Source organism: Peribacillus sp. B65, assembly GCF_058513295.1.
Window position 1 is genome coordinate 3580055 of sequence record NZ_CP195840.1, and the last position, 24094, is coordinate 3604148.

The window sequence follows — 24094 nt, forward strand, 5'->3', positions numbered from 1 at the left end:
TAATTAGTTCCTTCCTTCTTGAATTGGTCTCAGATTGCTTTTTTTAAAGACAAAGTATTTCTGGCCAATATAGTTAAGCACGGTATAAAAGATTGTTCCTATGAGAACAGCCAAATTTTGTTGTATGGATAAATGGACGGATCCTTCCAGTGATTCCGCAATGGCTTGGCCTATAGAATAAGCGGCGGAATAACAAATCAGGATGACGCAAAAGAAACGGGCAACTCCTCGCCGCCATTCTATATCACTTTTAAAGGTAAAAGTCCTGTTCAAAAGAAAACTCGTTACAGCTCCCGTTCCATTGCCGAAAAAGGTGGAGACCCAGTATGATAATTCAAGAACGTTCATAAGAAAAAGCATGATGGAAAGTCCAACCGCTGTATTGACTATTCCAACCAATAAAAAGCGGATAAAGGAGTTAGTGTGTTTTAGATAGTTTTTCAATACTGTTCCGTTCATTGTCTAGTTGCTCCCGTTTTTTTAAATCGAGCGGATTAAATAAATCAAGATCAACAATATATTTAGGCCGGCGTTTGGATTCATTATAGATTTTTCCGATATATTCCCCTATCAAGCCGACAGCAATCAACTGCAGTCCGCCGATCAACCATATGGAGGTGATTAATGAGGTCCAACCAGTTTCGGTCTGCCCATAAAACTTTAACCATAAAAAGTAAGACCCAAAGAGTAAGCTAATGAAAAAGGAAAGACATCCTAGCCATAATACAAGCCGGATCGGTGTAACTGAAAAGGAAGTAATGCCATCAAGCGCAAAAGCAACCATCTTCTTAAATGGATATTTCGTTTCCCCAGCCAATCTTTCTTTTCGGTCATAATAAACAGAATCCGTCTTAAACCCAATAAGCGGGACAATCCCCCTTAAAAAAAGATTCGTTTCATCAAATCGTTCCAACTCCGCGATCGCCCTTCTGCTCATCAGCCTGAAATCGGCATGATTATAGACAAGGTTAACCCCCATCTTGTTCATCAATTTATAAAAACCAGTTGCAGATGTCCGTTTAAAAAATGAATCAAGGTCCCTTTTCTGGCGGACACCATATACGATTTCACATCCTTCATTGAATTTCCGAATGAATTCAGGGATGACTTGAATATCATCCTGTAAATCTGCATCAATGGAAATCACACAATCCGAGGCTTCCTTGGCTGTAAACAATCCTGCCAGGAGTGCATTTTGATGTCCTGCATTCCGGGAAAGCTTTAGCCCGCGAACCAATTCATTATTGATCGTTTCCTTATAAATGATCTTCCAAGTTTGATCTTTGCTTCCATCATCAACCAGCAGGACTTTACTTTGACCAGAAACAACGTTTTCTTCGACTAATCCCCTCATCAATCCACAAAGCTGGGAAATGGTATCCTGCAAAACGCTTTCTTCGTTATAACAAGGTACAACAATCGTTACTATCGGTGAATTCATTCTATTCCCCCCTTTTCACATGACTCTGTATAAATGAATTTTCCATTTGCTTCCCTTCTTTGTGAAAACCCCATCTAGCACCAATCCGTTCTCCTTCGCGTTGTTGATTGGGATGGCAGAAAATATATATTTGCCACCTAATCCTTTAAAGGCATCCATATTAAGATCCAAATTTTCCAGCTCTTTCTTCGAGCCTTTCTTGAACATATAATGCTTCCCAAGCTCATCGGTAAATAGGTAACAACGTCCTCCCCATTCATCAAAGTAGATTCTGATGTTTTTATTCTTAGCCAATTCGTTTTCAATTATTTGACGAAATTGATGTTTGTAAGAAAGCGGATAGAAATTGTTATAGCTATCGAGCGTGTAAAATCCATTAAATTGTGCGATTGCAGGATGCAGCCCAATGCTAGCAACACGATACTCTTCCTGTGGAAGGTCAATATGATCTTTTATTTCCTGGAAAAGGCTTTCTGAATAGAACTCTTTAAAAGATGGTTTTTTATTGTAAGTGATTTCTTCATTGAAGCCCATTAAGATCATAATTTGGACGGCGATGAAAATGGAAAGGGTTTTCTTAGCATAATCGCTGTGTTCCCAAATGATTTTTATCGCGAGGGCAAAGCCCAAATAAATCACCATCGGCCTTAAAAAGTGAAATCTGGCAAAATTAAATGTATCCAGGGTGTGAAACCTTTCCGTCAAAGGAACCCAGCCTTTATAAAACCAGAATGCGTACCATGCTGAGAGTATAAAGTTCAAGCCGAATAAAAATACATATACCTTTTCCTGTCGCCACAGTTTTTTGGTCAGAATGATATAAAGGGCAAAGACTGTAATCGGCAGGATAATAAGCGCATGTACAGTCATGACATGCGTATGTCCAAGAACGAAATTTTTGAAAGTAAGCTTGATGACCCAATCGAGCGGCAGCCTTGCGTGAAAATATTCATCTCTGCTATTTGGCTCCGAATCAAAAATGAATGAAGACACCAAACGGTACTCCACCAAACCAAAAATGAAGGTCATATACACGATCGAAAGAAGAAACGTTATATTCCACCCTTTTCTCCTGATCACATCCGTTAACCAAAGAAAGCCCATTGCAACAAGGAAAAAGAAAAAACCAAGCACAATGCTTGAATAAAGCGGCAAAAGTGTAAGGACCAAATAATTCTTCCACGAATGGTCCTTGCTGCGAATATTCAAAAAAGCCCAAAGTGCAAGCGGCATCCCAAGTGTACTGAGCATTCCCGACGGCCAAAATGGGGTAAGGGCAAAGGCCAAGGATGTTCCAACCCTGATCCAACCTGATTGGCTTCCTGTAACCAAATGTTTCTTTAATAAGATATACATACCAAAGAATGCAATAAATCTTGTTAATGCCTGGCTTATTGCATATGCAACCATTGTCGGAAAAAGTGCGTAAAGCCACACGATAATACTGAACTCACTGCCAAAGGCATTTCGGGGCAGACCATTCATGATTTGGGGAATTTCGGCATCTATCGCACCGAATAACTCACCGCTTTCTGAAAGGACCTTATACCAGGCAATGTTGGAGTCCAAATTATCATGTACGCGAATATGCGCATTTTCTCCAAGGATGAATAAAGGAGAAAGATATAAAACAATGACGAGTAAGGCAAAAAGGATTTGTGTTCTCTCTTGTTTTTCAATTGGCAACATATACACCTCTTGACCAAATTCATATATCCATAATATTTGCTTCAAAGGTAAATCTATTCTTTTTCAGGAATTTATTTTAACCTATTTTGATATAGGTCAACCAATGGCTACATAAAATGAAGGGTAGAACTAAAAGCATATAAAAGTACCTTAAAAAGGGGCTGGGCTATGATAAAGAAAGCGGTGATTCCAGCAGCCGGTTTAGGAACACGATTTTTACCTGCTACGAAAGCTCAACCAAAGGAAATGCTGCCGATTGTCGATAAGCCGACCATTCAATATATTATCGAGGAAGCGGTTCAATCAGGGATTACAGATATTATCATCGTTACGGGTAAAAACAAACGTGCCATTGAAGATCATTTCGATAAATCCATTGAACTAGAAATGCTTCTGCAAATGAAAGGTCAAAATGAGCTGCTTAAGATCGTGGAGAACATTTCCAACATGGTGGATATCCACTATGTAAGACAAAAGGAACCATTAGGTCTCGGGCATGCAGTATTATGTGCCAAAACTTTTATCGGAAACGAACCTTTTGCCGTCCTGTTAGGGGATGATATCGTGGATAGCCAGGTTCCAGCTTTGAAGCAGTTGATGGAACGGTATAACAAGGTTCAAGCGAGCATTATCGGATGTAAGGAAGTGTCACCTGCCGATGTCTCCAAGTATGGGATCGTAAATTTCCAAGAACGATATGAGGATTTATTTCTGGTAAGAAACTTAGTGGAAAAGCCAAAAGTGGAGGATGCACCATCAACACAGGCGATTATTGGCCGATATATTTTATCACCTGAGATTTTTGAAATCCTTGAAACCGTACAGCCCGACCGGAAGGGGGAGATCCAGCTTACCGAAGCTTTAGACCTTTTGTTAGAAAAGGAACCATTATATTCGTATATCATCGAAGGAAATCGATATGACGTCGGCGATAAATTCGGCTTCCTTCAGGCTTCAATAGATTTCGCCATGAAACGACCTGAACTTCGTGATCAGCTAATAACATATTTAAGGCAGCTGTTCCCTTAATCAAGTATATAACCCACGCCCAATTACCTAGAGGTGATTGGGCTATTTCCACATACCATCATCACTAAACTAGATATAACAGTCTTTTATAAATGCTTCCGTGAAATGTAAATGCAAGTGAAAATGTTGGACAAAGAAAGAATAATTTATTAAAAGTGAGGTTATGTTGATAACGTATACTTCATTATTTATCCAAACAACGATATCCAGAAAGGATTGTACATGCATAAAAAAACTAATAATCCAATAATATCAGATGAATTCCTAGATCAAGTGGTAAAGGAAATCAATGCAGAATTTGGCGGGCCCATTAAAGAAAAAAATGATCGCTTCCAACATAGGGACGATGAAGAAAGAAGGTAAATCCCACATCATCAAATCTAAAGCTTTCATGAAAAACTCTGGCTCTATTCAGCCAGAGTTTTTTTATGGCTTCTTATATAACCTTATTACTTCCATAGAATTATCCGCCCTTTCTTTAAAGACTTGTCCAAACCAATTTAACTGATCCTCATAGAATGATTACATGTAATTATTTTAAAGAAAGGGGAAAAACCACATTGAGCCACGCTGATGATGTCTTCCGCACTTCTCCAAAGGTTCCAAAAGGAAGGGTGATTTCCGGACATACAAAGGAGTTTCAAGCAGATCCCATTGGTTTTCTGACCCGATTGGCCAAGGAATATGGAGAAGTCGCTAAATTCCGTTTGGGCCCATTCCAAAATGTTTATCACGTTTTAAATCCTGATTTAATAAAACAAATACTCGTAACAAAACAAAAATCCTTCATCAAATCAAAGGACTTCAATGTTTTAAAACCGCTTATCGGTGAAGGTTTGCTTACAAGCGAAAAAGACTTTCATATGCGACAGAGAAGGCTTATCCAACCCTCTTTCAAAAAGAATCATATTAGCCAATACGCCAAGGATATGATTGATACCACAATGGATTATATATCAACTTGGCAACATGATGAAGAACGGATCATAACGAAGGATATGATGGACATCACTCTCGGGATAATCAGCAAGACGATGTTCAGCATGGAATTCAAGGATGGGTATGAAATTGTTGGAAAACCGCTGGAAACCGCTTTGAGAATTACAGTCAAAAGGATGAGAAAGATTTTCCGTATGCCATTATGGGTACCTACCAAAATCAACCGTGAATATAAAAAGGCGATACAAAGACTTGATAAAGTGATTTACGGCATTATTGAAAAACGGAAGAACGACACAGTAAAACATGAAGACATGCTTGGGATCCTGATGGACGCACGTGATGCCGACGACGGATTGGGTATGACAAGCCATCAGGTCCGTGATGAATTGATGACTATTTTCCTTGCCGGTCATGAAACGACAGCAAATGCTCTTTCCTGGGCACTGTACGCAATTTCGAAGCATCCAGAAATTCAAGCCAAGCTTTTCAGTGAAGTGAATAGCATAATCGGTCACCGGACACCCAAGCCTGAAGACTTCATGAAATTACCATACACTCAAAATATCATTCATGAAACACTTCGCCTCTACCCGCCACTGTATATCCTATCCCGTGATGTGACGGAGGATGTCGTAATAGGAGGATATCGCTTTAAAAAAGGCGATATGATTCTAATAAGTTCTTATGTGATGCAGCATGATCCAGAGTATTTTGATCAACCGGAATCATTTATTCCTGAAAGATTTGAAAATAACTTCATGAAAAGCCTGCCTGCGTTCGCTTACTTTCCGTTTGGCGGAGGGCCGCGGGTTTGTATCGGCAATCATTTTGCGATGATGGAAGCGGTGTTTGTCCTGGCCTGCATTGCAAAGCGGTATAGGATAAAGCTTGCACATGATCATCATGAAGTACCCCCCCTTCCATCCCTTACACTCAGACCTAAGAGTGGACTGCGCATGGTGATAGAAGAAAGAGATTCAGAAGCCTTCGAACCTGGCGCATCCAATTTTTAAAGTGAAAATCTCATATAAACATAACATTTCATTGGTTCGATTACCGCCTATAACAGGCTTGCCTATTCTTTTGGAAAGGAGGGATGAAAAAATGTATATGCTCCATTCACCACGGAAGGGAATCATTCACACTGAATTGCACTATTTAGGGATGGCCTCGCAGGTATATTCCGGTTATTTGGAATTTCTAAGCGAAATTGACCCGATACAAGAAACCGAACACCCACAGCCGCCCCTTCTCCCCTTTTTAAATGAAAACGGATAGTCTCGTTAGCTTCTCCCGCTTCGTACCTTATATTAAAAGAAAAACCGACCTTGAATGGTCGGTTTTTTGTTATTCAGCAGTATGTTCCATAACCCCAAATCCAAAACCGCCATCACAACCTGACATATTTATGGAAGGACTTGAACTGATTACATCATCTTATTCACTACCAACAAAATGTCAGAAATACTGCGATTAAACAGAATTATTTTTCTCTCTTTACAATATGTATTTATTTCAATATAGTGCCTTACGCCGATTTGTTAATTTTTCCTTTGATTTATTTCATAAAATCCAAATACTTTTAGATAATAAAAACTATTCCTGTTTTGCTGATTAGGAATCTATTCCAGTTCACTTGCCTAAATTGACATTTTTCCGATTCATGATATATTAATATAGTACTTTAGTGCGTGAAAGCGTTCAATAGCAGAAGAACTTCCTAGTTTTACTTATAGACTATTTTATTAAAAGGAAAGGCATGAATAAAATGGAGAAGACTCATCAAGATTTAAAAAAGGGCCTATTGCCGAGGCATGTCCAGTTCATTGCTCTAGCCGGAATGATAGGAACAGGGATTTTTAAGGGGAGTTCCGATACATTAAATATGGCAGGTCCAAGTGTTGTAATAGCCTATTTAATAGGGGGGCTATTGTTATTTATTGTAATGGCCGCATTAGGAGAGATGGCAACCGCTTTTCCTAATTTGAACGTACAGCATCTCATTAATAAAGCTTTTGGGTTTCAACTATCCTTCATTGTCGGATGGCTCTATTGGTTTAACTGGATTATCGTGATCATTGTAGAGATAGTCGCAGCCGGAAGCTTTCTACAATATTGGTTTCCTACAGTACCATTATGGCTGTTAAGTATACTTTGCGCTTCAGTAATTATAGGAATTAATTTGTTTCAAGTAAAATACTATGGAGAACTCGAATTTTGGTTCGCAGGAATTAAAATAATAACCTTGATTGCCTTTATTATTTTAGGAGCTTTGATCATGCTAGGACTTTTTCCTAGTACTGCTTCATTTTCTAATTACACGGAACATGGTGGTTTTTTCCCAAAAGGAATTGACGGAATGTTAAGTGCACTTTTAGTGGTAATGTTTTCATATGGTGGCGCAGAATTAATTGGTGTAGCCGTTACGGAAACAAAAGATAGTCAGCGAGTCATACCAAAAATCATTAAAGGAACAGTATGGCGGGTGATTCTTTTCTATGTCTTGCCGATATTTATTATTTGCGGGGTAATACCTTGGAACCAAGTAAGCACTGAAGTAAGTCCTTTCGTTCAGGTTTTCAGCTTATCGGGTCTTCCCGGAGCCGCCGATATCATGAATTTCGTTCTTTTAACCGCTGTCTTATCAGCTGCAAATTCAGGTATATACGCTACTTCAAGGACACTGTTCACTCTTTCCCATAATGGGGAAGCGCCTAAGGCATTTTTAAAAACAACAAAAAAGGGTATCCCGCTTAATGGTATATTTTTAACTACATTATGCATATTGGCTGGTGTGTTTTTATCCTATTTGTACCCCGACCTGATTTTAAGCTACCTTATGGCCATTCCTGGATTCACAGTTTTATTATTATGGATCAGTATTTGTTCCGCGCAATTGAAGCTGCGTAAGCAATACATTGGCAAACCAGGTTTCCGGGTAAAATGGTACCCATATACAACTATATTAGCCATCACGGCATTAAGCATTATCTTTTTGGCATTTATCTTTAATAAGCAAAACATCATTGGGACCACAGTATGTCTTGTCACGTTAGTGATATTTATCCTTCTTTCCTTTATTGTCAAACAAAAAAAATAGAAATATTATCCCCCCTGACTTTAATGGGGATTTCAGACTGAAGGCAAACTCGAAGAAAGTCGAGTTTGCCTTCAGTCTTTTTAGTGCTAATACAGTTCGAACGTCGATTGGAATGTTTTTTTAAAACTATGGACCAACTGGCGGTTCCATCAATTGAAATGGTCTCACCCCTCACAATGATTTTAAACAAACTTGGGTTACGAGTTTTGGATGAAACCCACTTGGATTGAAGAATTTTGAATAACTGGCTAGTCGAGACCCCGCTAGATGCTTGCTTTGATGAGGCATGGCAAGCAGTCGGCTGAAAGGGAGCGGATTTCTGAAATTTTTTTCTGAAGAATAAAAGGAAACAAATTTGGATTTAAAATACTCGTTTGCTCCATTTTCAACATACATATGTTAAAATAGCCAATGACCCAATCATCCTACAAATTAGAGGTGTGTATCTTGTCTATATCTAAAACAAATCGCTTATCACTTGTAGAGCAAGTGGTTTCCCAAATCGAATCGTTAATCGAATCAGGTGAATGGAAAATTGGAAATCAAATTCCCCCTGAAATGGACTTGATCCAACAGTTCGATGTAAGCAGAAATACATTAAGGGAAGCTGTACGATCACTTGTTTATGCAGGGCTATTAGTAACGAAACAAGGAAAGGGGACATTCGTAAGGTCATCAAGTGCCTTGGGGGCAGCATTTGAAAGAAGGATCCAGCAGTCAAGTTTATTAGAAACGTTAGAGGTCCGTCATGCCCTTGAAAGAGAGGGAGCTCAGTTAGCGGCATTAAGACGTAATCAAGAAGATATAGAACAATTGCGGTTTCATATTTCAGCATGCAGTAAAGCTGCCGAAGCAAGGGATATCAAGGCTTACGAAGAAGCCGATATACAGTTGCATAAATCGATTATGGTTTCATCACATAATGATTTATTGATTGATTTGTACGAACATATGGAACACTCCCTGCATGAATCCATCCATCAGATAGTGGAGATGAGTTCTGATGTGAACTTTCATTTGAACATTCATTGCAAACTTGTAGATGCCATCATCGAACAAAATGTGAACCGGGCAACCGAAACAGTGAATGAATACATTGCACAATTCAAAAAATCTATAGAGTAAGTAAGGAGGAGATTATGGGCATTCATCAAGCGGCAAATCAACTAGAACAAACTAAAATGGATATTAAACCCAGAGTTGGACTACTCATCATCGGAATCATTCTTCTGGGGGCAAATCTGAGGGCTCCCTTAACTTCGGTTGGCCCCCTTGTCACTTCGATCCGAGATAACTTGGGGATATCCAATACATTATCAGGTTCATTAACGACATTGCCTTTGCTTTCCTTTGCTTTATTATCACCGTTTGCACCTAGGATAGCACGGCGTTTTGGAATGGAGCTTACGCTTTTCCTTTCCTTGATATTACTAACAATCGGAATTGTTATACGCTCAGTTGGCGGAGTGCCGACATTGTTCATAGGGACCATTTTAATCGGGTTGGCCATTGCAATAGGCAATGTATTGTTACCAAGTCTGATTAAACATAACTTTGCCAGGAACATCGGTTTGATGACAGGAACCTATGCTGTTTCCATGAATTTATGTGGCGCAATAGGTTCAGGGATCAGCATTCCCCTTGCTTCTTCATCGGGGTTGGGATGGGCTGGTGCCCTTGGATGTTGGGGAATTTTATCACTTATTACAGTTTTTTTATGGATGCCGCAAATAAGACGGCCATTCAACTCAGGTAAGGATGTACAAACGGCACAAAAGGATAAAAAGATTAACTTATGGCGTTCTGGTTTAGCCTGGCAGATTACATTCTTCATGGGTTTGCAATCGTTTATTTTCTATACAGTAATTACCTGGATGCCGGAAATCCTGGAGCAAAAAGGCCTGAACGCCGATGAAGCTGGCTGGATGCTTTCCATCATGCAGCTTGCAGTCATTCCAATAACATTCCTTGTGCCAATTTTAGCTGGACGCTTACAAAGTCAGCGTCTGTTAGTGATCCCGCCTGTCGTCTTCCTTATTGCAGGGATATTCGGCATATTATACGGAAGCACTCTCTTCATACCAGTATGCATGATATTGATCGGGATTGGAGTTGGAACCATATTCAGTTTATCGATGATGTTCTTTAGTCTTCGAACACAAAGCACCCATGAGGCGACGGAATTATCAGGAATGGCTCAATCATTCGGGTACCTCTTAGCTGCCATTGGACCAGTATTATTCGGCTTGCTTCATGACATTACACACAGCTGGACAGTTCCCTTATTGATGTTGGCCGCAATATCGGCACTTATTTTCATTGTTGGAATGCGTGCAGGAAATAATGAATATGTAACTACTCAATAAAGCCAGTAAAGGTTCTAAACGGCCATGGCCCCGGTATTGTACCGGGGCCATTTACATACCAGCCACTGATAGCAGTAAGACAGGTTCCTATTTCGTGATTTTAGTTTCGATTAAAGAGAATGGTCTGTGGTATAAATTGAGAAGGAATGTATGGCGTTCTCGCTTCGGTAATTTCGTGGATCCCTTACCTTTAGTAAATTATCAACCTTAAACTCTGTCAGATAAGTAAATTCCACCTTCTCCTTTTGGAGAAAAAAGAAATGACCTAGGCTTAGACGAGGTAAAATTATTTGCTGCATATTACTGTTCGTTATCAGTGGGGTAAAGTACAAAGTGAATAAATGCCTTAAGACTGATCTCAATCAATGTCTTCTTCAAATGGATATAAAATATTAGGATTTAAACCATACCGATCAATGAAATTCTTTCGAGTGAACATCTTAATTTCTTTTAATTCAGAGGGAGTTGGAAATGAAGAAACTTTATATACAGGAATGTGTTCAATATTAATTAACTGCCCTAAATCTGTGGTTATTAAGATATCAAACCCATTTTTTCTGAAAAGTGAGTCTATATCGGAAAAATCCATAACATAAATATTTAGCTTGTTTCCGAAATGATGTTTCAATACCTCACGAATATAACCTTTCTCTACATATGATCGGCAAATTAATGCAGTCTCTATAACCATTTGGTTTTGTTTTCTTAAAATTGAAGCTTGGACCAACATGAATATCTCTAATACTTCTATATTTTCAAAAGAAATAGCAAATTCATCCGATATGTATTGTGCTATTTCTTCAATGATCACAAATAACTCATTATTCTCAAAATAAGGAACGAATTGCAAAATATTATTTATTCTCGTATCCGTTTTTAACTGTAAGTCAAACGATATCCCACGAAGAGTTTGCGCAAATTCGTACATGAAAATATCATCCTGAGAAACATCCAGCCCAATTTTCTTTGATAGATTACTTAAAAATTGACCTAAAGGCTTACCGCTATCCGAATTAAATTTGGAACGAATGTACCGAAGTTCTTGGGTACGATTTAAAGACATTTCTTCGCTCATAAAATATAAAGAAAAAAATAAAATTTCAGAAATCTGTTTCTCCCTATTTGGACATTTCACCATGAATTTAAATAGTTTCTTTGATATTTCGAATGCTGTGGATGTTTCATTTTCATCTATAACCACTTTTGGGAATGTCACAAAACAATTATGGGTTATTCGAATGTTGGAGATATGAAGGATTATCGCTAGTCTTTGTATGGCACCCATGTGTAAAGAAGTTGAATGTTCCTTCAATAGCTCCAATAAAGTGTCTTGAAACTCCTTAAGATTAAAGGAAGTAATAAAATCATTTAAATTGCCGGACATATACTCTACATACTGCATGATGAATCTTCTAATCTTTATTTCATCCCCAACAATTTTAAACGGACTATTTGATAAATGAACTTCGGCATTTTTTAATACTTCTTCTATTTTTTCTAACTGTCGGTACACTGAAGAGCGACTAATATGCACTTTTTGAGTAATATATTTTATCGTTACTCCATTGTTAAAAAGAATTAATTCCAAGGTTTGAAAATAGGTGTTTTCACTTTTAAGATGAAACCAAAGCTCTTCCAAGGTGCCGTTTTTAGGTTTCATTAACCTTACGCCCTGCACTTCATTCTTATCAATTTTCCATTCAGGTGGAAGATTTGAACTCATATGCAATATATCCCGCCATAATGTGCTTTTCGAATAACCTGTTTTTTTTGATAGCTCCGTTAAACTACACCAGTTATCCTCATAAAATAAATGATACAGCAGTTTTGAATAGCGGTCAGTAAATCGATTCATACAATCACCTTTAACTTTTGATTTTCATATCTTTTCTTACTAAAACTATTAATATATAAGTTGAGTATTAATACCTAATATTAAAAATTACCTCACTCTTTTTTAAAAAATAACAGAAAATACACACTACTTACTACCCAAATTTACCATAATTTTATTCCTGCGTCGTTTCATAAGTGGTATGTGGAAATCAATAATTGAAACTTATCTTTGATGTAACAAGCATGATCCGTCGAATACTATCAACAAGCTATGTATAGTTGTAAGGTTTAAAATGTAAATGCAGTTAGTAATATAACCCAAATTAACAATGAAGCATTTCATTTTAGAAACAATTTCTTTTGCTTTATCAATCGTTAAGCAATAATGGTTTTCTTTACAGCATTCATTTGTTCCGGACAAAAAAAAACACCTCATTCTTTTATAGAGGATTTAAGGGAATATACCTTAAAAGAATGCAGTGCTTACTATTTAAATGAACAACGCCTCAAAAGCAGTGCTCCCATGTAAAAAGTCAGTAAAGAGGTTTATGAAAATGAAAAGTTAAATTCATAGAAGGCATCCATATTGAGGAGGAAAAAATTGTTCATAGGTTTAATACCTACCCCAACAAGGTTCAATAGAATATTGAAGATACATCATCTTTATATGTTGATTGCATAAGTCAAGAAAAAGACTGTGTTGAATTGCTCGACAGACTGACCAAACGCCAGGGTGGTGTGTCATCTGCATTCTATTCAACAACCGCTACTCAACAATTTTCATAAGGGGACACCTTTTGTAGATTCTCTACATAAGCCGGGTTAGTCTTTATCAAATGTGATATATGCGCTAATTCGAATTTCTCATGCTTAGCATCAAAGGAAAGAAGCTCGGCTTTTAAATCATTTCTATAGATGTAAATAATTTTATATTCCCTTGATTTATAAATAACTTTATCACCAATCTTCATAAGCACCCTCATTTCTAATGTGGATTTAAAAAGGCTCCCAAAAAATGAAATCATTTTTAAAAGGTAAGGATGATATGGGGGTTTTCATCCAGGATCTTTCTTTTTTAAAATGATGGTATGCAGTTCTATCGCTTTTATATTTTCAACCAGTCTTTTTCTTGTAAGCTCAATCTCTCTGAAATTCAAACCATTTCGGTTATTGGATAAACATACTAAATTGTTGATATCTTGATAAATCTGTTTAAATGTAATTCTCATATTTTGGTTTGCCTCCTTTTCATTGTAAGAAAACGGGCTTTGGTATATCTGCTAAATGTGACTGCATGCAACAGTTCCTTTAATGAATTAACTCGTATCACACGACTAAAGAATCATTGGGCTAATTTGGACGGTTCAAGTACTTCCTTTACAATTTCCACGACCCGCTCTTGATCTTCAAATGTCATACCCGAACCGGACGGCAAACATAAACCTTGTTCAAATAACATACTTGAAATGCTTTTATCGCCGCTTTCTGTAAAAAATGCTGCATTTTTAAAGACAGGCTGTAAATGTAATGGTTTCCATACTGGTCTGGACTCAATATTTTCTGCTTCTAACGCATTAATCACGTCACTGGATCGTACTCCATTGATTTTGTCGTCTATTGTTAATGCGGTAAGCCAGCGATTCCCCATCGTATCTTTTAATTCAGGCATGAAGGTAATGCCAGGTATGTTCCCTAAAGATTTTTTATAACGATCAAAAATTTCTCTCCGAACTTTAACACGGTCATCCAATACTTCTAATTGGGCACGGCCGATTCCAGCTAGAATATTGCTTAAACGATAGTTATATCCAATCGAGCTATGCTGATAATGAAGCGCTGCATCACGTGCTTGTGTAGATAGGAAGAGAGCTTTATGTAAGTATTCCTCGTTATTTGAAACCAGCATGCCCCCTCCAGAAGTTGTTATGATTTTATTTCCATTAAACGAATAAATCCCTATATCACCAAACGCTCCTGTTTGCTTCCCCTTGTAAGATCCACCAAGGGATTCGGCCGCATCCTCTATTAAAGCAACCTTATATTTCCCGCAAATGCTCTTAATCTCATCTACCTTTGCACTTTGTCCAAATAGGTGGACCAAAATTACAGCTTTTGGAATTCTCCGATTTTTCCTCGCATATTCCAAAGCCAGTTCCAATGCCTTAGGTGACATATTCCATGTATCAGATTCAGAATCTATAAAAACAGGCTTCGCACCTTGATAGATGATAGGATTTGCACTGGCTATAAAAGTTAATGAAGAACAGAATACAGTATCACCAGTGGTGACTCCCAATACTTGCAATGCCAAATGAATGGCCGCAGTTCCTGAACTTACTGCCAACGCTCCCTTAGTGCCCGCATATTTGGCAAATTCGTCTTCCAAAGCTTTTACGTTCGGTCCTAGTGGCGCTATCCAATTTGTCTCGAACGCTTGTCTAATGTACATTTGTTCATTCCCACTCATATGAGGAGGCGAAAGATACAATCTTTTATTCTCCATCCCACACACACTCCTTATTATATTATCCTAGCTGGGGACCCCACAGCGGTAGATGCATCAGAAATGTCTTGAATAACGGTTGACCCGGCACCAACCGTACACCATTCCCCTATCGTTATGCTTGGTATGACCGTAGATCCTGCTCCTATCAAGCTACCAGTTCCTACCTTGACAGCTCCTGTCAGGGTAGCACTTGGTGCTATATGGATATAGTCATCAAGATGGGTATCATGCTCAATGACTGAAGACGTATTAACAATGACGTGATTCCCCACTTTAGCGCCAGCGTTCAAGACGACATTAGGCATAATGACCGTTCCTTTACCTATCGAAACATTTTTACCCACTATAGCAGTTGGATGAATGACTGTCTCATAATCCATTACATCTAAATTCAGTTCGTTTACGATTTTTAATCTTAAATCGTTCCTGCCTATCGCAATAATTACCTTATATTCAAAATGAATAAATAAGCTTCTATAGCTTAAGATGGGGCCAAAATATACATTTCCCTTTCTTTTCAGCACTTCGTATTGATCATCTAAAATAGCCATGAGACGATATTCACCCATTGCTTCAACAATATCTTGAACAACTTTTGAGTGCCCGCCCGCACCGATTATTACGATTTTCTTCAATTCAAATCACTTCTCACATCATCAAATTTGGGGTTTCTTGTTACCTCGAGGTACAGTTGAATTTTGGTAAACCTTAAATCAATATCATTCATCCCATTATCCAACAAATTTTTGGGTTGTGACATGTCCTTCCTGGGTAATGGCTTCTTGTTTACATACCTTAATCAAGGTAAGGTACAAGATCTTCATATCCAGTAAAAAGGATTGATTTTCAACGTACCAGACATCAAGCTCAAACTTTTTCTCCCACGAGATTGCATTTCGCCCATTCACTTGGGCCCACCCCGTCATTCCAGGCCGGACATCATGCCTCCTTGCTTGTTCGGAAGTATATAATGGGAGATATTCCATTAATAATGGCCGTGGGCCTACAAAACTCACATCGCCTTTCATGACATTAAATAATTGAGGTAATTCATCTAAACTTAATTTTCTAAGTAATTTCCCAAAATCAGTTAATCTCTTCTCATCAGGAATCAAATCCCCTTTTTCATCTTTTTCATCTGTCATCGTTCTGAACTTATACAGATAAAATGGTTTGCCATTAAATCCTGGCCGCTCCTGCTTAAAAATGACAGGTGAACCTAATTTTAAACGGATTAGGATGACGATAAACAGCATAAGAAGTGAACAGGATATAAGCGCCAGACAAGATATCAAAAATTCAAAAGCCCGTTTCATTTTTTCCTCCCAAATTATCATTGTGTATCGTTATCAAGTAACAAAGGAATTCTTCAGATAGCTATACAGAATTCTAGTGATTAATTGAAAATTTCTTCGCATCTATTATTCTTACTTCTCTTTAACATTTTTTAAAAGGTGAATATATTGCCCAATTTCCTTCATTGAAAAACGCAAATCATCAAAATTGTGACACTTGCTTTACTTTTTCTATTAATTGCTAACATCACCCGGATTTGAGGCATTATCACGGTATGGGAATTTTGTTATTCTTCCTGTAATTCGCCAAATTCAGCATTCTATCTTTTAACGTTTCTTCGCTCATGTCTTCATATGTTGTGATAATCTCTTTTATCGCTTTCCAATTTACTTCTCTTGGTTTTCCAATATGGATTTGCGGGTAAATCTGATTCAAGTAAACTTCGTCTTCCCCAAGCAATTCTTCGTATAATTTTTCACCTGGCCGGATTCCAGTATAAGTTATTCCAATTTCTTCAACGCTGTAACCTGACAGTTGGATAAGCTTTTTAGCGAAATCGACAATTTTGACCGGTTCGCCCATATCAAGTACGAATACCTCTCCTCCTTTGGCCAGGACCCCTGCCTGAATGACTAATCTTGAAGCTTCCGGAATTGTCATGAAATAGCGAATCATATCCGGATGAGTGACTGTCAAAGGTCCCCCTTTTTTTATTTGTTTTTTAAAGAGTGGGATTACGCTGCCATTGCTGCCAAGGACATTTCCAAATCGGACCGTTACAAATTTAGTATGACTAGACAAACTCTTATACCAGATCATCATCTCGGCCAAACATTTAGAGGCACCCATTATACTTGTCGGATTTACGGCTTTATCTGACGAAACCATGACAAAAATATTAACCATGCCAGCCTCTGATGCCTCGGCAACATTCATCGTGCCTATCATGTTATTTTTCACCGCTTCTTTAGGGTTGGACTCCATAAGCGGTACATGTTTATGGGCGGCTGCATGGTAGACGATATTAGGCCGATGATGGTCGATTACCTGAAACATCCTCCGGCGGTCCTGAATGTCTGCAATTTCTGTCACGATCTCAATTGTATCTGCATAAGCCTCTCGCAATTCCAACTCGATCGCATAAATGCTGTTTTCACCATGCCCGAGCAATACAATTTTAGCTGGATTATACTTCATGATCTGACGACAGATTTCCGATCCAATTGAACCGCCGGCACCGGTTACTAAAATAGTGCTATCAACAATCTTTTCTAAAATCCCTTTATCATCAAGTTGAACGGGTAAGCGACCCAATAAGTCTTCCATCTGGATATCCTGCAATTGATTAATTGGAACCTTGCCTTGAACAATCGCTTCCAGGCTAGGGACAATTTGAGTCTTTTTGTAAGTTTTGGTGCATTCCGAAAATATGGAATTTATTTCTTCTCTTTTCAAAGAAGGAATCGCAATCACGATATGTTCGATCTTGTATTGTTCAACCACTTGAGAAATATCTTTTGTTGCTGCTACAACTGGTATATTGAAGATTTCTAAACTAAGCTTCGCTTTATCATCATCAACGAATGCAACCGGGACTAAGTCTATATTGCTGGATTTTAACAACCGACTCGTTATCATCGTCCCTGCAGACCCTGCTCCAACGATCAACGTTCTTTTTTTATTGGGTGATTGCTTAATGTATCGTTCAAAATAGATCCTCCATGCCAAACGTGAGCACCCAATCATGGCAATATATAGAATACAAGTAATGAAAAGCTCTCTAATATATAGAAAATGGGTAAAGTATAGCTGAAAGGCGGCAGTAATCGTAATAGAAAAGGCCGTTACTTTGAATATATTGAACATTTCCTTGATACTGGCGTATTCCCAAGCCTTTTTATAGAGTTTTAAATAAGCAGTGAAGAAATAATGACACATAAGCAAAATAAGTGTAATTGTCATTATAAATGCCGATATTTCATTATACGGATGTAATAACCAATAACTTAAAAATACAGCCGTCACAACAATCACAGCGTCCAGTAAGACTAATGTGAAAAGCCGGTTATAATATGTCAAATCTACTTCTCCCCATATTAATATTTTTAGTCAAACAAGAGTTCTTTAACTTTCATCCCGTACAAAACATTCTCGGCATTTTCATTAAAGGCATCGACTATTTCTTGACCGAAATTCTTCTCAATCAACTTATGTGCTTCCCTGAGTTGAAAACCTCTGTTTCCAACATTATGAGCATCTGATGCAATAAAATGAGTAAGACCTGATTGAACTAAATATTTGGAAAACCTTTTTGTTCTCCAGCCGAATTTGCCCGTGATGCTCCCTGCAGTTATTTGTGAATAAGCACCCTTCCAAATCAGTTCTTTTAGAAGTTGCGGATTTTTTATTATTTCCAAATTCCGCTCTGGATGAGCAATGATCGGTGTCATCCTTTTCATTTGCAGATCATAAATTAATCGTTCCGTATACACTGGCACATGGTTTGAAGGCAGTTCGAGAAGGATGTACTGCGAACCATTCAAGCCCATGATTTCATTATTGTCATAATCATCCGAAAGTTCATCGGATATCCTTATTTCCTGCCCAGGCCATACTTTTAGCGGGATATCCAGGTCATCTAGCACTAGGTTTAATTTTGCTGTTTCATTCACGACTATTTCCTTATCATTTTCATATATCCCCTTATTATAATGAGGGGTTGCTATGATGTTGGAAATTCCTTGTTCTACAGCTTTTCTCGCCATTTCTATACTTTCATGGATATCTCCAGCACCATCATCCATCTTCGGTAAAATATGGCTATGAATATCAATCATCGTTATCCCTCTTTTTCCTAACCACGAATGCTAAACTTATACAACTTCCAAACTACTTATTTTATTTACCATAGTAGTAGTATTCGTCAGGATATTTTTGTTTTTTCTTATTTAGGATTGCACCCAAAAGCTTTGCATTTGCATTCTCAAGTAATTCCTTCGCTTTTTGTGCTTGCTGTATTTCAGTGCTTCCGCTGCTCACCACCAAAACCACGCCGTCTGTCATACTCGCTAATACTTGAGCATCTGTGACTGCATTAACAGGCGGTGTGTCCAGAATTACTAAATCATAATTTAGCTTTGCTTCATCCAGCACTGTCACCATTCCGTTAGACCCAAGCAACTCCGATGGGTTTGGGGGGATTGGCCCACTTGTCAGCACATCTAAATTAGGGTAAAAGGAAGGTTGTACAGCATCGAGTAATTGATTTTGCTTTGATATGATATTCGTTAACCCCAAGTAGTTCTCCATATTAAAGTTAGTATGAACACTAGGCTTTCTCAAATCTGCATCTATGATGAGAACGCGTTTCCCTTGCTGAGCAAAAACTGCTGCGACATTGATTGAAGTCGTCGATTTTCCTTCACCTGCATTTGCAGAGGTGAAAATCATCGTCTTTATGTCTTTTTCCACAGCGGAAAATTGAAGGTTCGTTCGAATTGTCCTATATTGCTCCACAACAGGTGACTTCGATTTCAACATGGAAATACTGCTTCTTTTTTTAATCTCCGTCTTTTTATGCCGTTTATCGCGTGTCAAGCTTTTCACCTCTTGAGGTTGTAATTACACTATCATTTCCGTTTTTTTTTATTTTCCATTAAATTCACGATGCCTAGCATCGGAATCTTTAAATGTTCTTCAATATCAGACTCAACTTTGATTGTTTTGTCGAAAAATTCGATCATTAATGTAAGAAATAAACTTATGATTAACCCTGCAAAACATGCAACGATCGTATTCATGATCGGGTTCGGTTTTATAGGTGAGGAATTATCTCCTATAGTTGCTTTGGATAAGACATTGACATTGTCCACATTCATAAGCGTTTTTATTTCATCTTGGAATATGTCCGTAATTGCACTGGCGACACTAACGGTAATTTTAGGGTCAGCCCCCTCAACTTTAATGGTGAAAATTTGTGAATTCCCATTACTTACAATTTTGATTTGTTCCGATAATGCTGTATTTGATATATCAAGATTCAGTCGTTCTTTGACTTTTTCTAACATCATCGGACTTTTTATGATTTCACTGTACGTTTCAATCAATTGAATATTGGTTTGAATCTCACCTACATTGTAAAGTTCTGACTTTTCTTTAGATTGATTGACTAAGATTTGTGTAGAAGCTTGGTAAACAGGTGAAAGAATGAAAAAGCTAACGATTCCCGTCATTGCCGTTAATAAGGTTGTGATGATAATAATGAGCACGATGCGTTTTTTCACCATTTGAAAAAGATCTTTTATATTGAGTGTCTCCGCCATTCAATCAACTCCAATCCATCTTTAAACCTTTTCGTTTGTCACTTTTTTTGTTCTCGGCCTATAATTTTATGACCTTATCAGAAAGCAATCCATTTTCCTCCATCACATTTTTGGAATCGAATATTAATGAAGCATGATCATGGACACTTTTCCAGTCAAAACAATTGTGTGGTGTTCCGATGACAACTAAATCGGCTTTTTGAAGAATGGCAGCATCGTATTTTTCCACCTGTAGAACCTGTTCATTGATTCGGATTTCTTTAGCATAGGGTTCGATTACGGTTAGATTCCGGACCTTGTTTTGTAATCGTTCAAGTAAGCGGACGACCGGGCTTTCCCTTAAATCACCAATATCACTTTTGTAAGTTGCACCTAAAACCACAATATGTGAGTGTTTCATGAGCTTGTCATTGGCTGCAAGCAATTCAAGTATCCGGTTATATGAATAGTGAACCATTCCGTCATTGATATCCCCTGCCAGTTCAATCATTTTTGTCCGATGACCATGTTCTTTTGCCTTATAGAGCAAGTAGTATGGATCTACCGGAATGCAATGTCCCCCGACACCAATGCCTGGGGTGAATTTCATGAACCCGTATGGTTTTGAAGAAGCCGCATTGATCGTTTCCCATATATCAATTTCCAACTCATTGCATAGTACCGTCATTTCATTGACCAAAGCCATGTTAATCCATCGAAAAGTGTTCTCAAAGATTTTGCTTAATTCTGCAACACGAACCCCCTTAACACGATGAGCTGTCGAACCGATGAACTTGCACGCTAGGTCTGTACAGGTTTCCGTCATCCCCCCAATAACTTTTGGCGTGTTGCTTATATTAAAACTTTTATTTCCTGGATCTATTCTTTCCGGGGAATAAGCTACAAAAAGGTTCTCACCTATCACATATCCCCTATCTGTCAATGGTGTACAGATATACTCTTCTGTCGTTCCTGGGTATGTTGTACTTTCCAAAATAACCATTGTACCTTCATTCGCATGTTCAGCGACAATGTTCCCTACATCCCTCACATACGAGATATCAGGTTCCTTCAACTTATTAACTGGGGTCGGGACACAAATCAAAAGGACATTCATGTCTCCTAGCTGCTTCATATCCGTCGTCGCTGTAAACCGCTTTTGGTTTATCAAATCTCTAAGCCCGTCATTATCTACATCATTGATATAGTTGATTCCGCTATTTAAACTTTCCACTTTTGTCTCAGAGACATCGAATCCTGTCACCGTATAACCTTTAGATGCATAATGGCAAGCAGTCGGGAGACCAACATAACCCAATCCAATCACTCCGACTTTAGCGGTCTTGTTCTTTAATTCTCTTTGCAGAGCAGATTTGTGCGAGTATTGGGCAGTATTTTTTTGTTGCTGCCTTTCTTGCGTTGTCGCTGTTATCATGATTCAACTCCTCCATTTCCTTATCAGAACATAACGAACATTTAAATTATTAGGCCACAATGAAAATTCACTACAAAAAACCAGCAAATTCCTAACGCTATCTTTCTTAATCAGCAAAGTTGACCAGATATATCATTTTTTATGAATGAAATACTAGAGTTCCGCCTTGAAAAGTCGCCTTGTAAGTTTCCCGTTAATTTTTATCGTCAGCATTAATAAATTATCATAATTATTTTTGTTGCTGGTTCCAGATTTCGAATGAAGCGTTCTGTTTTTGATTCATCTACCCTATTTAACCAGAATCACCTGTTTTTTTGACGTGAGGTACAAGTGCATGGTTAGGGGAAAACTAAATCTGTTTTTTAGCCAAAACACCTATAATCATAATTAATTTTTGATTCTGAACTTAATCCCACGCATTTCACATTTATAATGGACGTCCCTCAAGCAATCAGCTGATAAAAACGAACATAGTCTTTTCCATCCATACTCCATTCTTCTTATCGTTCAGGAAATACAAATCCCCCGATTGAATGACCTTTAACCAGGGGGGCCATTCATCGGGGGAACTCCAATGTTCAGTCAAAATGTAAATTACATACTACTTTTCAGATTCGTCCTCTGTCATGTCCTTCACTTTGTTAATAGTCCATTCCTGCTTATCTTTCGTTTCAGTATTTTCATACTGCACCTTGTAAGGTCCCTTTCCTTCAATCACATAGTACCCATTACCTTTTACACTTTTTCCAGGAGCCAGTTTCGTGCCTAGATTATCTCCTGGATAGATACGTAGTTTTTTATCCTCTTGATTCCATACCGACATTTCAAAAACGTCTACAAATTTTTCTTCTGCCGTTTTATTAGTTGCCTTCAGCTGTAACTGTAAAACTTTTTTTCCTTTTTGATCTGGATGCTCGAGCTGCAATGCTTCTTCAATCCCAATACTTACGCCAGATACGGTCTTCTCTTGTCCTGTTTCTTTTTTATCCGTTTCGTCCTTAGTAGAAGTATTCGTTTGCTTTTGCATTTCTTTCTGGACTTCCTTTTCTCCTGACATGCAGCCTGTCAAAAATATACTTAATGTAAATATACAGATTCCAATACTTCTGAACCTTCTCTTCAATATCATGATTCCACTCCTTTTAAAAAATATAAACCCTTCTTAAAGAGAGATTCTTCAGTACCTTTTATCTCATTTAAAAATTGGACTTCTTTCCTTGTAACGAAAAAATACTCAAACACTTTAAGAAGCGTTTTCAAACATGTAAGAAGGACCCACTTCCAATAGGAGAGGCCTTCTTACATCATTATCGAATTGATTATTTCACTACTGTTTTTGCTATTTCTCCCCCAACTACTAGAGGTCCATTGTCAACTTCAATGACATCTCCTGCTTGCAATCTTCGAGTAACCCCATTTTCATCCACAATAAACCGGCTGTAAATTTGGTAACTTCCATCTGGATTAATGAATCCTGCCCCAGTCTGAGTTAGAGACACTGTTCTCTGCGCTATTCCATTCACTAGCAAACGGAGACTCTTAGTTCCCTCCGATGCCTTGCCCGTAACATAATCGGCATTAGGAGCTACAGGATTCACCTGCAGTTTCTCCGCTTCCTTGATTACCGTAGTATGAGCCTGTAGGTTCGATGGAGTCCGAACACCGTAGTCAACCGTTACGATATCGCCTACTTGTAGGGTTTTATTATTTCCATTCTCATCTACTCCTACATACTTACTGTATATACTGAATGTTCCATCTTCATTGACAGGTGCCGTACGCAGTGCTTCGCCATTTACCAATAAGCGAACGATAGTTGCCCCTTCAGGAGCAGTTCCAGTTATAACCTCTGCAATTGGGTACACAGGATTGATCTTTACAGGTTCACTTGGCATAAACTGTACTACCCTGAAAGATGAACTCTCGCTGACATTCCCAGCCGCGTCGGTAAGGGTAACAGTAATAACCGTATGGACTGGTTGATTTGGAATCGCAACCTTGAATTTCCCTTCTGGACCTACAACTCCGGTATATTTCTTGGAATTAATGGTGACGGTCACATTTGCTTCAGGTTCACCGCTTCCTGTTACCTCTTTACTGTTTGTTGTAACCTCATTCAATTTCGGTGCATCTGGAGCCGTTATATCTTTATC

General features: G+C 38.2%; 23 protein-coding genes. 7 read left to right on the forward strand and 16 right to left on the reverse strand.

Annotated features, from left to right (window positions below):
* Window positions 1-3 precede the first annotated feature (3 nt).
* The 3 genes from ACSR9O_RS17515 to ACSR9O_RS17525 are packed head-to-tail and all read right to left on the reverse strand — an operon-like array spanning window position 4 to window position 3130.
* A complete protein-coding gene (locus tag ACSR9O_RS17515) occupies window positions 4-459 on the reverse strand; it encodes a GtrA family protein (RefSeq protein WP_101223336.1) in 456 nt (151 codons plus the stop codon).
* On the reverse strand, window positions 419-1441 hold the full coding sequence (locus ACSR9O_RS17520; RefSeq protein ID WP_101223337.1) for a glycosyltransferase family 2 protein: 1023 nt from the start codon (window positions 1439-1441) through the stop codon (window positions 419-421). Before ACSR9O_RS17520 ends, ACSR9O_RS17515 begins: the two co-directional genes overlap by 41 nt.
* Window positions 1442-1456: 15 nt before the next feature.
* Window positions 1457-3130, reverse strand: coding sequence for a DUF6044 family protein (locus ACSR9O_RS17525; protein ID WP_491724826.1), 1674 nt, complete (start codon window positions 3128-3130; stop codon window positions 1457-1459).
* A 168-nt stretch (window positions 3131-3298) separates the two neighbouring features.
* On the opposite strand from ACSR9O_RS17525, the gene galU reads away from it, so the two are divergent.
* From galU to ACSR9O_RS17560, 7 genes are all read left to right on the forward strand, one after another.
* Window positions 3299-4159, forward strand: coding sequence for a UTP--glucose-1-phosphate uridylyltransferase GalU (gene galU / locus ACSR9O_RS17530; protein ID WP_101223339.1), 861 nt, complete (start codon window positions 3299-3301; stop codon window positions 4157-4159).
* A gap of 222 nt (window positions 4160-4381) precedes the next feature.
* Window positions 4382-4522, forward strand: coding sequence for a hypothetical protein (locus ACSR9O_RS17535; protein ID WP_230178076.1), 141 nt, complete (start codon window positions 4382-4384; stop codon window positions 4520-4522).
* 197 nt (window positions 4523-4719) lie between these two features.
* Window positions 4720-6114 carry a cytochrome P450 gene (locus ACSR9O_RS17540; RefSeq protein WP_491724827.1) on the forward strand — a complete coding sequence of 465 codons (1395 nt, stop codon included), beginning with the start codon at window positions 4720-4722 and terminating at the stop codon, window positions 6112-6114.
* A gap of 91 nt (window positions 6115-6205) precedes the next feature.
* Entirely contained in the window at window positions 6206-6379 is a 174-nt protein-coding gene (locus ACSR9O_RS17545; RefSeq protein ID WP_157831042.1) for a hypothetical protein, read from the forward strand.
* 490 nt (window positions 6380-6869) lie between these two features.
* Complete coding sequence (locus ACSR9O_RS17550) at window positions 6870-8201, forward strand: amino acid permease (RefSeq protein ID WP_101223522.1); 1332 nt, start codon at window positions 6870-6872, stop codon at window positions 8199-8201.
* 447 nt (window positions 8202-8648) lie between these two features.
* Window positions 8649-9326 (forward strand): FadR/GntR family transcriptional regulator, encoded by a 678-nt coding sequence (locus tag ACSR9O_RS17555; RefSeq protein WP_491724828.1) that lies wholly within the window; start codon window positions 8649-8651, stop codon window positions 9324-9326.
* Window positions 9327-9382: 56 nt separating this feature from the next.
* The gene (locus ACSR9O_RS17560) at window positions 9383-10567 is read left to right on the forward strand and encodes a CynX/NimT family MFS transporter (protein ID WP_260358636.1); all 1185 of its coding nucleotides are present in this window, start codon (window positions 9383-9385) and stop codon (window positions 10565-10567) included.
* Between the two features lie 358 nt (window positions 10568-10925).
* On the opposite strand, the gene ACSR9O_RS17565 is transcribed toward ACSR9O_RS17560, so the two are convergent.
* From ACSR9O_RS17565 to ACSR9O_RS17625, 13 genes are all read right to left on the reverse strand, one after another.
* Window positions 10926-12422, reverse strand: a complete 1497-nt coding sequence (locus ACSR9O_RS17565) for a BglG family transcription antiterminator (protein WP_491724829.1) — start codon at window positions 12420-12422, stop codon at window positions 10926-10928.
* A gap of 751 nt (window positions 12423-13173) precedes the next feature.
* On the reverse strand, window positions 13174-13374 hold the full coding sequence (locus tag ACSR9O_RS17570) for a hypothetical protein (protein WP_101223345.1): 201 nt from the start codon (window positions 13372-13374) through the stop codon (window positions 13174-13176).
* Window positions 13375-13458: 84 nt separating this feature from the next.
* Window positions 13459-13680: a hypothetical protein gene (locus ACSR9O_RS17575; protein WP_491725486.1), complete on the reverse strand. Its 222-nt coding sequence runs from the start codon at window positions 13678-13680 to the stop codon at window positions 13459-13461.
* A gap of 65 nt (window positions 13681-13745) precedes the next feature.
* Window positions 13746-14906: a DegT/DnrJ/EryC1/StrS family aminotransferase gene (locus tag ACSR9O_RS17580; RefSeq protein WP_491724830.1), complete on the reverse strand. Its 1161-nt coding sequence runs from the start codon at window positions 14904-14906 to the stop codon at window positions 13746-13748.
* A gap of 17 nt (window positions 14907-14923) precedes the next feature.
* On the reverse strand, window positions 14924-15544 hold the full coding sequence (locus ACSR9O_RS17585; RefSeq protein WP_491724831.1) for an acetyltransferase: 621 nt from the start codon (window positions 15542-15544) through the stop codon (window positions 14924-14926).
* Between the two features lie 96 nt (window positions 15545-15640).
* Entirely contained in the window at window positions 15641-16225 is a 585-nt protein-coding gene (locus ACSR9O_RS17590) for a sugar transferase (protein ID WP_311735970.1), read from the reverse strand.
* Window positions 16226-16472: 247 nt separating this feature from the next.
* Window positions 16473-18284, reverse strand: a complete 1812-nt coding sequence (locus ACSR9O_RS17595; protein ID WP_101223349.1) for a polysaccharide biosynthesis protein — start codon at window positions 18282-18284, stop codon at window positions 16473-16475.
* A 26-nt stretch (window positions 18285-18310) separates the two neighbouring features.
* Window positions 18311-19042, reverse strand: a complete 732-nt coding sequence (locus ACSR9O_RS17600; RefSeq protein ID WP_260358614.1) for a tyrosine-protein phosphatase — start codon at window positions 19040-19042, stop codon at window positions 18311-18313.
* Between the two features lie 61 nt (window positions 19043-19103).
* Entirely contained in the window at window positions 19104-19811 is a 708-nt protein-coding gene (locus ACSR9O_RS17605; protein WP_491724832.1) for a CpsD/CapB family tyrosine-protein kinase, read from the reverse strand.
* Window positions 19812-19834: 23 nt separating this feature from the next.
* Window positions 19835-20527, reverse strand: a complete 693-nt coding sequence (locus ACSR9O_RS17610) for a YveK family protein (protein WP_101223351.1) — start codon at window positions 20525-20527, stop codon at window positions 19835-19837.
* Window positions 20528-20585: 58 nt separating this feature from the next.
* Window positions 20586-21941, reverse strand: a complete 1356-nt coding sequence (locus tag ACSR9O_RS17615) for a nucleotide sugar dehydrogenase (protein ID WP_101223352.1) — start codon at window positions 21939-21941, stop codon at window positions 20586-20588.
* Window positions 21942-22542: 601 nt separating this feature from the next.
* Window positions 22543-23070, reverse strand: a complete 528-nt coding sequence (locus ACSR9O_RS17620) for a hypothetical protein (protein WP_101223353.1) — start codon at window positions 23068-23070, stop codon at window positions 22543-22545.
* Between the two features lie 190 nt (window positions 23071-23260).
* Window positions 23261-24094: Ig-like domain-containing protein (locus tag ACSR9O_RS17625; protein WP_491724833.1), on the reverse strand; the 834-nt coding region annotated here is incomplete at its 5' end.

What these genes read in the sequence shown, in the direction of transcription:
- ACSR9O_RS17600 (WP_260358614.1), bottom strand. Translation starts at nt 19,042, where the DNA reads ATGATTGATATTCATAGCCATATTTTACCGAAGATGGATGATGGTGCT.
- ACSR9O_RS17570 (WP_101223345.1), bottom strand. Translation starts at nt 13,374, where the DNA reads ATGAAGATTGGTGATAAAGTTATTTATAAATCAAGGGAATATAAAATT.
- ACSR9O_RS17580 (WP_491724830.1), bottom strand. Translation starts at nt 14,906, where the DNA reads ATGGAGAATAAAAGATTGTATCTTTCGCCTCCTCATATGAGTGGGAAT.
- ACSR9O_RS17565 (WP_491724829.1), bottom strand. Translation starts at nt 12,422, where the DNA reads ATGAATCGATTTACTGACCGCTATTCAAAACTGCTGTATCATTTATTT.
- ACSR9O_RS17610 (WP_101223351.1), bottom strand. Translation starts at nt 20,527, where the DNA reads ATGGCGGAGACACTCAATATAAAAGATCTTTTTCAAATGGTGAAAAAA.
- ACSR9O_RS17520 (WP_101223337.1), bottom strand. Translation starts at nt 1,441, where the DNA reads ATGAATTCACCGATAGTAACGATTGTTGTACCTTGTTATAACGAAGAA.
- ACSR9O_RS17560 (WP_260358636.1), top strand. Translation starts at nt 9,383, where the DNA reads ATGGATATTAAACCCAGAGTTGGACTACTCATCATCGGAATCATTCTT.
- ACSR9O_RS17590 (WP_311735970.1), bottom strand. Translation starts at nt 16,225, where the DNA reads ATGAAACGGGCTTTTGAATTTTTGATATCTTGTCTGGCGCTTATATCC.
- ACSR9O_RS17515 (WP_101223336.1), bottom strand. Translation starts at nt 459, where the DNA reads ATGAACGGAACAGTATTGAAAAACTATCTAAAACACACTAACTCCTTT.
- galU (WP_101223339.1), top strand. Translation starts at nt 3,299, where the DNA reads ATGATAAAGAAAGCGGTGATTCCAGCAGCCGGTTTAGGAACACGATTT.
- ACSR9O_RS17550 (WP_101223522.1), top strand. Translation starts at nt 6,870, where the DNA reads ATGGAGAAGACTCATCAAGATTTAAAAAAGGGCCTATTGCCGAGGCAT.
- ACSR9O_RS17620 (WP_101223353.1), bottom strand. Translation starts at nt 23,070, where the DNA reads ATGATATTGAAGAGAAGGTTCAGAAGTATTGGAATCTGTATATTTACA.
- ACSR9O_RS17535 (WP_230178076.1), top strand. Translation starts at nt 4,382, where the DNA reads ATGCATAAAAAAACTAATAATCCAATAATATCAGATGAATTCCTAGAT.
- ACSR9O_RS17525 (WP_491724826.1), bottom strand. Translation starts at nt 3,130, where the DNA reads ATGTTGCCAATTGAAAAACAAGAGAGAACACAAATCCTTTTTGCCTTA.
- ACSR9O_RS17615 (WP_101223352.1), bottom strand. Translation starts at nt 21,941, where the DNA reads ATGATAACAGCGACAACGCAAGAAAGGCAGCAACAAAAAAATACTGCC.
- ACSR9O_RS17545 (WP_157831042.1), top strand. Translation starts at nt 6,206, where the DNA reads ATGTATATGCTCCATTCACCACGGAAGGGAATCATTCACACTGAATTG.